Source organism: Bifidobacterium sp. UBA6881, assembly GCA_002451435.1.
In the GTDB taxonomy this organism is placed as follows: domain Bacteria; phylum Actinomycetota; class Actinomycetes; order Actinomycetales; family Bifidobacteriaceae; genus Bifidobacterium.
The window spans coordinates 1-10,701 of sequence record DKCF01000023.1 but is presented as its reverse complement, the minus strand read 5'-3'; the positions used below and the strand labels follow the sequence as shown (position 1 = coordinate 10,701).

10 protein-coding genes are annotated in these 10,701 nt (G+C 58.9%); 5 read left to right on the top strand and 5 right to left on the bottom strand.

What is annotated here, in order from left to right; all coding sequences use genetic code 11:
* Window positions 1-440 (bottom strand): hypothetical protein (locus B3C64_RS01875; RefSeq protein WP_291533331.1); only part of this gene is annotated, 440 nt, incomplete at its 3' end.
* An 88-nt stretch (window positions 441-528) separates the two neighbouring features.
* On the opposite strand from B3C64_RS01875, the gene B3C64_RS01870 reads away from it, so the two are divergent.
* The 3 genes from B3C64_RS01870 to B3C64_RS01860 all read left to right on the top strand — a co-directional run bounded on the left by B3C64_RS01870 (window position 529) and on the right by B3C64_RS01860 (window position 4,196).
* On the top strand, window positions 529-1,737 hold the full coding sequence (locus B3C64_RS01870) for a hypothetical protein (protein ID WP_291533330.1): 1,209 nt from the start codon (window positions 529-531) through the stop codon (window positions 1,735-1,737).
* Between the two features lie 115 nt (window positions 1,738-1,852).
* On the top strand, window positions 1,853-3,151 hold the full coding sequence (locus tag B3C64_RS01865; protein ID WP_291533329.1) for an SWIM zinc finger family protein: 1,299 nt from the start codon (window positions 1,853-1,855) through the stop codon (window positions 3,149-3,151).
* Window positions 3,144-4,196, top strand: coding sequence for a hypothetical protein (locus B3C64_RS01860; RefSeq protein WP_291533328.1), 1,053 nt, complete (start codon window positions 3,144-3,146; stop codon window positions 4,194-4,196). The genes B3C64_RS01865 and B3C64_RS01860 overlap by 8 nt, the downstream gene beginning before the upstream one ends.
* A gap of 48 nt (window positions 4,197-4,244) precedes the next feature.
* Here B3C64_RS01860 and B3C64_RS01855 read toward each other — a convergent pair whose 3' ends face one another.
* Together B3C64_RS01855 and B3C64_RS01850 are read right to left on the bottom strand one after the other, a co-directional pair.
* A complete protein-coding gene (locus B3C64_RS01855) occupies window positions 4,245-5,063 on the bottom strand; it encodes an ADP-ribosylglycohydrolase family protein (protein ID WP_291533326.1) in 819 nt (272 codons plus the stop codon).
* 282 nt (window positions 5,064-5,345) lie between these two features.
* Entirely contained in the window at window positions 5,346-6,536 is a 1,191-nt protein-coding gene (locus B3C64_RS01850; protein ID WP_291533324.1) for an MFS transporter, read from the bottom strand.
* Between the two features lie 272 nt (window positions 6,537-6,808).
* Here B3C64_RS01850 and B3C64_RS01845 point away from each other — a divergent pair, with 272 nt between their 5' ends.
* Window positions 6,809-7,585 carry a carbon-nitrogen hydrolase family protein gene (locus tag B3C64_RS01845; protein WP_291533322.1) on the top strand — a complete coding sequence of 259 codons (777 nt, stop codon included), beginning with the start codon at window positions 6,809-6,811 and terminating at the stop codon, window positions 7,583-7,585.
* 121 nt (window positions 7,586-7,706) lie between these two features.
* On the opposite strand, the gene B3C64_RS01840 is transcribed toward B3C64_RS01845, so the two are convergent.
* Window positions 7,707-8,468: a GNAT family N-acetyltransferase gene (locus B3C64_RS01840; RefSeq protein ID WP_291533320.1), complete on the bottom strand. Its 762-nt coding sequence runs from the start codon at window positions 8,466-8,468 to the stop codon at window positions 7,707-7,709.
* A gap of 316 nt (window positions 8,469-8,784) precedes the next feature.
* Here B3C64_RS01840 and B3C64_RS01835 point away from each other — a divergent pair, with 316 nt between their 5' ends.
* Window positions 8,785-9,537 carry a YdcF family protein gene (locus tag B3C64_RS01835; RefSeq protein WP_291533319.1) on the top strand — a complete coding sequence of 251 codons (753 nt, stop codon included), beginning with the start codon at window positions 8,785-8,787 and terminating at the stop codon, window positions 9,535-9,537.
* A gap of 102 nt (window positions 9,538-9,639) precedes the next feature.
* Here the strand turns inward: B3C64_RS01835 and B3C64_RS01830 are convergent.
* Window positions 9,640-10,701 (bottom strand): 3'-5' exonuclease (locus B3C64_RS01830; protein ID WP_291533317.1); only part of this gene is annotated, 1,062 nt, incomplete at its 5' end.

The window sequence follows — 10,701 nt, the reverse complement described above, 5'->3', positions numbered from 1 at the left end:
TTGACGGCCATGGCCGCACGCAACATCCCCTTGATCTGGTTCTTCGTCAGATCGCCCTTCAGCACCTGATGCATGTATTGGGACGCGCGACCCATGTCCCCCGCACTGAGTCGGTCGAGGCTGGCCAGAATCTCATCTCCGACGTGCAGTTCCCGCAACGGCTTCGTAACCGGGATACGCTCCTTTTTTTCGTATTCCTCATATTTCTGATAGAACCGTCCTGCCTTCCTCACGCGCCACAGGTACTGCTGGCTGCAACCAAGCCGCTCCGCCAGGCCTTTGATGCAGGCCGTCATGCTCCTATACTCAGACGTCCACATCCCTTCCTTCTCGACCCGATCGAGCAACATATAGACATCGACCCAATTACGGGTCTTCTTCTTGGTCTTTTTGTCAAGCTCGTCGACCAATTCATCCAACGCATGAGTATTTTCCGACACACCGTCATCTTACACGACGGCCGTGTTACTCTACTTGTAGATGGTGGCCGCGTTGCGTGCGGCAATCATCAGGAAAGGACCGATCACCATGAACATCAAAACCGCCGCAGTGCTTCCCGGTGAACAAACCAGCTCCACCTGCGAACTGCTGAGAGGATCCCATGCCTCCACTCTTGTCGATTTCCTCAATCTCAACACCGGCCTCAGCGGTCTGTCGTTCGAGATTCTGGCATGGAACAAAATGGATCCGCATCTGCGCAGATCACGACCCCTTGAATTAGGAGTTCCATATCGTTTCGGGCAGTTCGGCACCGCAACGCCCACGTCGCAGACCAACTGCTTCAGCATGCCGACGATTCAGCACACGCCGTACCATCTGGCGCGCGGCTTCTATTTCCCGTCGCTCACCCTGTATGTTCCCCATGCATCCAACGGAAGTTCCAGCAGCGATCCGGAATTCGTGGATGGCGCGTTCTTCACCACGGTTGAGGATCTCAAGCAAGCCGGGCACATGGGCAGGCTCCGCGAATGTTCGGCAATGAACGACACCTTCGCGTTGGGCGTGCTCATCGAAAGGAACACGGGATTCGCGCTCCCCTTCGCGCGGGATACGCTTGTGGAAGTCACCGTCTCCCCGGAATCCCACGGAAAATACATCACGTTCACCATCAAGAACCATCTGAAGCCTCTTGATGGCGTCGGTCTCAAAGCAGCGCAGCGCCGATACCTGCTTGAAGACCCCCGACCGTACAATCCCGATCGTATAGACGAGAGTATTCAGAAATTCCATCAAAAATTGGGCGCGTATCGTGCGGAACGGGATCTCCTGCCCCAAAATCTGGCCGAGCCGGCATCATGGCAGACGCAGCCTACATACGACATGACGGCTTGGCATGATGCCGACGAAGAGGAAGACCTCAACTCAGGTGAACTTCCAGGCGTTCTTGCAGAAGACCCGCTTCCGCTGCATTTCAACGGCATCGCCTTCGACGGCGGCATCGGCGAATGGCGAGCGCCCCATGCGGACGGCGCGACATGCGTCTTCGGCAATCCATCGTCCCCTTGCATGGAAAAGCCACGGTACTTCTTTGACAGTCTGTGCGCCGACCCCGGCTGCGATACCGTGCACCACGCATTGTATTGCCCGCGGCATGCGGAGTATGTGCTTGACTACTATCTGCAGCTTTTGTACCGGAGGGAAATTCTCCGCACCACGCACAAGAAGGAGCCCAAATACCGGAACAGCGGTCTTCGGCCAAGTCTTCTGCGCCCACTCGGATTCGGCGCAATCAGATAAATCATCATCATGGCGCCGCTCCCCCTGTTCTATCATGGTGCACAGTAAATTATGGTTCGCAGCATACCGGCATGGCACGGCGATGACGCCATGGAAAGAAACCGTGAGGAGAGCTATGGAACGAACACCGCATCTTGAGGATTTCTCCGACTTGTTCAGCTACAAAATCTACCAGCGGGCGCTGGCGTACTACGATGCGGGCATGGTCCGATGCGTCTCGCGTTCGGCAGCCGGCCTGTGGCATGCCAAGGTGATGGGGGCGACCGGATCGTACGATGTGGATGTGCGTATCCGCAACGGCAGGGTCGTGTCCGCGGCATGCTCATGCCCGTATGGTCAGAAGCACACGTATTGCAAGCATGTGGGCGCGGTGCTGCTCACGCTTGACGCACGGGCCCAGCGGGAACGGCGACTCGATGCCGACACGGAAACCGAAGGCGGCACCGACGGCGAATATTCCCAGATTCCCCACGACGCCTCCCGAATGGTCGGGAAATACTGGAACGGGCAGTTTCCTGCAAGCCGCGAACGCGGCGACGCCCCCGATGTGGAATCCGTCGTCGATTCCATCGACCGGTTCACCGATGAGGATTGGAAGGCGGTCCGGCGCATTCTCGAAACCGCGTGCGGTCTGCCCGATGTCGAACCGTATCTCGAATACCTTGACCGCCGACAGATCCGCCGCGAGATAACGGCCAGCAAAGCCGATTCGACGATGAACATGCGTCTGCTCGTCCCGTCCATCAGGCCGCACGACATCTCCGATCTGCCGCACGGATGGCTGACTATTCTGGAGGCCGCCTACGAGCATCTGAACGACGCCGCGGGATTGCGTCGGCTGTACATCATGTACATCCTCATGGCGCGCACGTTCCCCGAGGCGGTGTATGTGCGCAAATTGCGGGAGGTTTCCGGCATACATTGGCGGGAAGACCGCGACACGATCGTCGATTATGCGAACAGCCACAGGCTGAACATGATGCACGGTGGCCCGAATCCCGCATATGAGCGGCTTCTTCGGGAGGAGCATCTACCTGACGCCGCCGATAAGTATTCCATGCTGCAGGGCGAGGATTGCCGTCTGCGTCTGTTCGACCTTGTCGCCGAGGCGTCACCGGAGGATGCCAAGAAACGCGTATGCAGGATGCTGCAACAGCCGGATTCGCCCATCTACCAGAACAAGGACCAGGAATCCGCGGCACGGGTCGGCGCTTGGCTTCATAATCTTGACGCTGTATTCGGCGGGTCCATCGCCTATGATCTGGCCCGGCACATCGTCGGCATGTTCCCGCAGCGGGAGCATCTGCGCCGCGCATTGGCGGAGTATCTTGCCGATTCGCCATCCATTGGAAAGACGACTGCGCTGAGCGGATCGGATGATGACGTAGATAAGGAGGGTGACGCCGATGCGTGACACCGAACGTTTCCGCGACGAGAACTATCAGGAGGAACGGGCGCACGGTCCGATGGAATCCGCTGTGGGAATCGGCATGAGCTATCGTTTCGGATACCGTTTCCTTCAGCAGAATCTGTTCACCGAACCGCAATGGCAGGCTTTGCGTGAGATTCTCGAACGGTATTTCGGCATGGGTGACATCGACACCGCGTTGCGGTACGAGGTCGAACGCATGCATGACGACCTGCCCCGCAATCCGGGTCTGAGCACGTACCAATTCGACATCGACGACAAGGCGCGGCGCGAGCAAGCCAAGGAAGACGACGAAAAGGAAGACGATCCTTTCGATGACGGCAAAGACTTCGACCTCTCTTTCGGGGAAAGTCGTCCTCCCCGCGGCGCGCGGTTTCCCGCAGGTGTGCTGAGCGTCTTGGAAGCCGCCTACGAGCATCAAGACGACACACGGGCCATGCTGCGGCTCTCCATGTACGCGATTCTTTCGGATGTTCCGCCCGCGGACCGGTACCTGCCGATGGCGAAGGACCTCGCCACGGATGACTGGCCGAACGTCCTCGCGCACATCATGGAACTATTCGGCCAGTATGGCGACGAACTGTTCCCGTTCTCACGCAACCGCATGGTCGAACGGCTCATCATCCAAGAACGGCTGAGCGACCATGCTTGGCAATATCTGCAATCACGCAGGCATATCGACGAATCCGATGCCGTGTTCTTCGGTGCGCGCAAGCCGCAATGGCAATCCATGTTCGACGAACTGGCACCGGTCGCCATGCGCACGCATGCCGCGGAAATCGCGGACGAGCTTGTACGCCCCTTGCAGGACGCCGACAAGAACCCGCTGAGGGACGACACCGGCGAGAACCGCATCATCATCGCGAACATCCTCAAATGCTGCATCGATTTCGGCGAGCGCGATCTGGCGGAGCGCCAGCGGGAAAGACTGCGTCTCATGTATCCGAAACGGCGTATGCTGCAACGCATGCTCGACGCGGTCATGGACGGCAGCTTCAACCAGTTCGACCCGCGGTGGGAATGCGACTAAAGAGTGTCTTTCACTCGTATCGGCGTTTGAAGCCGTGCAGACCAACGGTTACAGGCGATACCGTTCCGCCATCGCGTCCAATTGGGTGGAGCCACGCAGTGTCTCCACCCAATCCCGTGGAATCGCTTCGAAGCCATACGCGGCGCCGGCGAGCGCGCCCGCGACGCAAGCGGTCGTGTCGGTGTCGCCGCCCAGGTTCACCGCACGGAGTACGCAGTCCTTGTAGTTTTCCGTGGTCGTCAGACACCATAATGAGGCTTCCAACGTATGCCTCACGAACCCTGAAGAAGAAATCTCATCCTCGGGATTCTCCCATATGCGGCCATATTCCTGTGCGACCGCATCGCGTGGCGGCACGCCGTCGAGCAGATGCCGAAGCACATGCACATAGAGAACGCATGCTTCGCAGCTCATCGGATGGGCGTGCGTGACCGCGGAAATCCTGCGGATATCATCGTCGGAAATGTCGAAGAAGGCGGCCGGTGCGATGCGCATCAACGAACCGTTGCCATTGTCCCGTTCGCCGGACAGCCCCCGACCGGTGCGGATGGCCATGAGGCATGTGCCGCCCACGTCGAAGACGCTGTTGTCCGGAGTGTATTCTCCGTTGTACAGCCAGTCGCGGTATCGGTGCAGCAAATCGTCGGAGTCGACATCCCCGTCATGATCCAACAGCGAGTCAAGCGTGGCGAGCGCCATGGCGGTGTCGTCGCTCCATGTGCCGGCCGGCTGATCATGCGTGCCGTGGCCGACCATCGTGCCGCAATGAAATGCGCCGCGCATCTTGAACTCGTACGGCACGCCCAGCGCATCCGCGACGGCAAGGCCGTACAGCACCGATTTGAGTTGCCTTCTCGTGTATTCCATGTCGCCCTCCTTGTATACTTTCTCCACGTTTCGCAACATTGCGCTACCACGTCATAGTAATGTCATGCGCTTCTTAAAAACAATCACACCCATGCGCGCCGAATTCGTCATCTCGCATGAAGGCTTTTGTTCCCGATCAACAGGCCAAAGTCCGCTACAGCGCAGAATATCCCAGCCAATATCAGCGTATTCTGAACGTCCAGCACATCAAACGAAAAAGTGTTGGCTTTTAAGCGCAAAAGCCAACACTTCAACGACATACGCAATCACATATGCCAACGTCTACTCCAACATCGCGCCCTTTTTCTCCGGCAGGAAGAACATGGCGATGAATGCGATCATGTAAATGAACGCGACACAGCCAATGGCAAAGCCGAAACCGTGGGCAGCGGCGATGATTGGGATATACACCGGCGCAGAGGCGCCACCGATGAATCGACCCGCGTTGTACAAGGCGGTCTGCGCGGTGCCGCGCATCTCGGTGGGGAACAATTCTGCGATAAGCGTGCCATAACCGCCAATCATACCGTTGGCGAACATGCCCATGAAGAAACCGCCAATCAACAAGGCGGTCGGATCCTGCAACCGGCTGTAGATGAGCACCGATGCGGCCGCGCCGGCTTGGAATATCCAGAAAGCCGGTCGGCGGCCGGCCTTGTCCGCCAACCAGCCGAATACGGAGATACCGATCATCATGCCGATGACGGTTATTGCCGTCCACATGCCGGTGGAAGTCAGAGACAGTCCCAATTCGGAATTCAGATATTTCGGCAGCCAGGTCATGATGCCGAAATAGCCAGCGTTCTGCACGGTCGACAGAACAATGATGATGACGGAATATTTCGCACGTTTCGGAGTACGGAACAAATCGGCAAGGTTGCCATGCTTTCTACCGGATTCCTTGTGCTGCTTGAAAATAGGCGGCTCGGGCACCGACTTGCGGATGACGACGGCAACGATTGCGGGAATGACACCGACTGTGAACAGTCCACGCCAACCGAATGTGCTGATGATAGGAGCTGATGCGAGTGCCGCGACGAGCACGCCGATCTGGAATCCCAGCCCCACTGCCGAGGACGCCTTCGCACGGTTCTGTGGACTAGAGACTTCCGAGGCGATGGCCATACCCAAACCGAATTCGGCACCGATTCCCAAACCTGCCATGAAACGGAAAAAGGCCATCAGCCAAAAGTTCGGAGCGAATGCCGAGCACAGTGTGAACAGGCCGAAAAAGATAACCGAATAGGTCAGCATGGTAATTCGGCCGAATTTATCCGACAACGTTCCGAAAATCAGTCCGCCGACGAACGCGCCGGCAAGTGTGATCGAGGTGAGCGTGCCGGCAGTCGTGTTGTCGATGCCGAATGAAGCCATAATGCCTGAAAGCGCAAAACTGAGAATCATCAGGTCAAGGCCGTCGAGTGCATGGCCTATTGCCGCAGAAAATACCGCCCAACCGGCGTAGTGTTTCATTCCAGATTTGCCTTGAGTTATGTTATGAAATGTAGCGTTTGGTGACATCAATCTTCCTCCCGCGGGTAAGTGTATACGACTTTTCGCACGATTTGGAATTTTGCGGTTTGATTTCAAATCGTGCGAAGGCGGCCGGTCAAAACACGCCTTGCGATCCCGAATCCCACGGTTTTTCAGCCAGAATAAGGGCATACATGGCTTTTGTGAGGCCGTTCGTTTCGCATGATTCTCATTTCACCCGCCTTTTTCAAAATCGTGCGATAATGCGAACCATGAGAGTGGCAATCGGACAGTTCACGGTGGCAAAAGAGCCGGAGCGCAATATCGCGGTCATTGACGGGTATGCGCGTGAGGCCGCGCGGAATCACGCGCGGTTGTTGGTGCTGCCGGAAGGCGTGATCGCGCGCAGCGATGACGATCCGCATTATGCGGCCGACCATGCGCAGGCCATCAACGGTCCGTTCGTCACCGCGCTGCGCGGCATCAGCAAAACACATGGCATCGCGGTCATGGCGACCGCGCATCTTCGCGAGGCTTCCGCTCCCCTGCCGTATAACTGTCTTCTGGTCATCGATCATGGCGAGATTCTGCTCGAATACCGCAAAATCCACCTGTATGACGCGTTCGGCGAGCGCGAATCCGATGTGATCGCGCCCGGTGATGAGGTTCCGCCGCTGGTCGACATCGACGGCTGGAAGTTCGGTGTGATGACCTGCTACGACATTCGTTTTCCGGAGTTGGCCCGTCGGCATGCGGTCGCCGGCGCCGACGCACTGGTGGTGTGCGCGGCATGGGCGCGCGGCACGGACAAGGTGGATCATTGGATGACGTTGTGCAAGGCGCGCGCGTTGGAGAACACCTGCTATCTTCTGGCATGCAGCGAGCATGGCAAGCATGATATCGGCCATAGCATGGCGGTCGATCCGTCCGCGCGGATCCTCACTGAAGCCGGCGAGCGCGACGGCCTGGTCTATGCCGATCTGGACCGTGCCCGATTGGATGAGGTACGGCGCATCCTTCCCGTCCTTGTGAATCGTAGATTGTGTTGAGCATACGGGCCGCCGGCTTCAGGCAATGCTGAAACCGGCTGATACGTCAAACGGTCAGATCCATCGGTGACGCGCAGAGGTCATGGCTTTCCGGAATGCGCTCCGCAGCCGGACGGTGTCGTCAGCACGACCCGTCGTACAGAAAGAAGGAGACCGCGCCGCCCTTGCCGCCGTCGCTCTGCGTGAAGGACGGGAAACGCATGGTCCGCGCCGCGCGGCGTTCCAGTCCGCGGTGGTCGTAGAACCCGTAGTCGCAGGTCGTATCGGTGAACAGGAAGTATTCGCGGATGCCGGCATGGCGGAATTCGTGGAGCATATGCGCGAACAGCCGACGGCCGACGCCCATGCCGCGGGCGGATGTCGACACCACGAACAGCACCACTTCGGCGGCGTACTTCTTGCCCGCGTCATGTTCCAGTTCCCTGTCGGCGCGCAGGATCGCGAGCTGGTCGGACACACCGTGCCGTCCTTCGGCGCTGAACATCAACGGCAATGCCAGGCAATTGCGCCGTATCGAATGGCGTGTCCTCTGCTTGTCCGTGATGTGCGAGCGTACCGATCCGAGGATCATGCCGAGCACCCGCCCATCACGTTCCGCCACGAAAGCGGTCGTGGTGCGGGCCAGCGCGTCCTGCAGATCGATGGCGGCGAGACGGTGCATGTTGCGCACATGGATTCCCCGGCGAAGACGCGCCTTACGCTCACGCGGGGTTTGCCGCGACGCCGAGCCCACGTCCGAAGGTTCCTTCGATGAGTCGTTCCACGCATCGGTGGCCGCGGCGCATCCCTGGCAGCCGTCGTCATACCAGGCTTGGCGGATGAGCTCTTCTACTGCGGGAAAATCGGTGCGCCGGAGCGGTCGGATGGTAATTGCGGAAGTCATGGTTTCCCATCCTATCCCATGGAGCCGTCTCGGACGGAATCTTCTTGGTCGTAGTCCATGCGCGAACCATGCCGTGTGATGCGCAATCATTCCCAAAGAAGCCGCCTGAAAAAGAACCGCTGTCATACGCTCAAACCGGCCAGCAGCCGTGCACGCGCTTAGCATATACCACCGTCTTACAGAGGTAATGGATCGGACGCTCAAGCCGGGAAATGCGTAAGGTTTGTCTGCATTGCCGTTTTGCCGAGCGATGGTCCCATGGTGACTTCTAGTCTTGGTTGTAGCTGTGCATTGAATTGGTGAATTGAGAGGTGCGATGACGGTATTGCTGCGACGGTTGGCGTCGGTTTTTCTCGCGCTGCTCGCCATACTGTGCGTCTATTATGCGTTCGCCGTGCGCAATACGCATTCCGGCACGGGATTCTGGATGGTCTGGATGGCGTTCGCCGCGTGCTTTCTGCTGCTTGCCATCGGAATATTGTTCCACTGGTGGTCGCTGTTGCCGCGTCTGGTGAAGAATATGCTGGTCGCCGTCGTATGCATTGGCCTGGTGGTGTTCGGCACGGTGGAATGTTGCGTGGCGAGCAAATTGCACGAACAGGGCCGACCCGGGCTTGATTATGTGGTGGTGCTGGGCGCGCAGGTGCGTGAATCGGGCCCGAGCCGCGTATTGCGGTACCGTCTTGACAAAGCCGTCGAATATCTGGACGCGAATCCGAAGACCATCTGCATCGTTTCCGGTGGACGCGGTGCGAACGAACCGTTCTCGGAGGCGCAGGGCATGGCGGAATATCTGAAAGGGCACGGCATCGCCTCAAGCCGCATCGTCGAGGAACGCAATTCGACGACCACCGAGGAGAACATCGTCAACAGCAGGAAACTCATCGACGGCGACAACGCTTCCGTCGGCATCATCACCAGCAACTTTCATATGTTCCGTGCCCTGCAAATCGCGGACAAGTATGGTTTGGATGACGCGCAGGGCATCGCGGCCGGGTCGCCGCCCGACATGTTCCTCAACAACATGGTGCGTGAGTTCTTCGCCGAGATCAAGTTCCTGGCGCGCTGAACCGCAACGTCGTCAAGGCGCGAGGTCCCATTCGCATATCCAACCGGTTCCTTCCCAGAAAGTCCCCACCTCTGAACGGCAGCGAGCATAGGCGGGAGAACATCAATGCTCGATGCCTTTTTCGAGGATTACGCGGAACCGCCGTTTGGAGACGATGGGAATGCCGTAGTCGCGGGCCTTACGTGCTTTTGTGGATTGCGAATACGGGTCGGCGGCCACTACCAGCCGCACGCGCTTGGTGACGGAAGGGCGCACATCCAATCCGAGTGACGTCAATCGTGCCTCGACCTCGGATCGGCGCTCCCGCATCGACCCCGTAAGCACGATCGCATCCCCGGCACGCAGCCGGAAGCCTGCGGGCAACGGCGGATTGAAGGCATCCTCACCACCATCAGGATCGCCGAGGGCCGCACCGTTGCCGGACATGCCATTGCGAACGGTATTGCGTGCCGCGGTTGCGCGGGTGACGGCATGTCTGCCATCGTGGATGGAAACACCGTGGGCCGCACCATGACCGCCACGTTCGTCATGGGAGGCATCGGCCGCATTCCCGGCATCTCCGCGCCGGACGTCAGAAGCGCCGGGAGCGGCTTGTTTCCAGGAACCGTCCGTATGCGTGCCGCGCGGCATCCATTCCGCTTCGGGCAACGCCGCGAACGTGGGCCACCGTTCCACTGCTTCGGCGGCCGCCGTCAGGCGATGGTTCCATCCGCTCCATTTCGGATCGGCCTGCATGAGCCGTCCCAGCAGAATCGCCGTGGCGTGCGCATCGCTCAACGCGCTATGCGCGTCGTTGTTGGCGATGCCGAAGTATTCGCAGCAGTCGGCGAGCTTGCCCCTGCCAAGCAATGCGCGGGAAAGCTTCATCGTGCACAGCATGGTGCGTTGGCCCACCGGTATCCGCGCGCCCAAGCGGGCGTATTCGGCCAGCAGGAATTTCGAATCGAACGCGACATTGTGCGCGACGAACACGCGTCCTGCGAGCAGGTCGCGCAATTCATGCGCGATGCCTTCGAAATCGGGCGCGTGCAGCAGTTCACGCGCGGTGATGTGATGCACCCATGAGGCGCCGATGTCGCGGTTCACATGGATCAGGGTCTCATGCTCGTCCTCCAACGTGCCGTCCGGCGCCACATGCACCAGTCCTATTTCGATGGCGCGGTC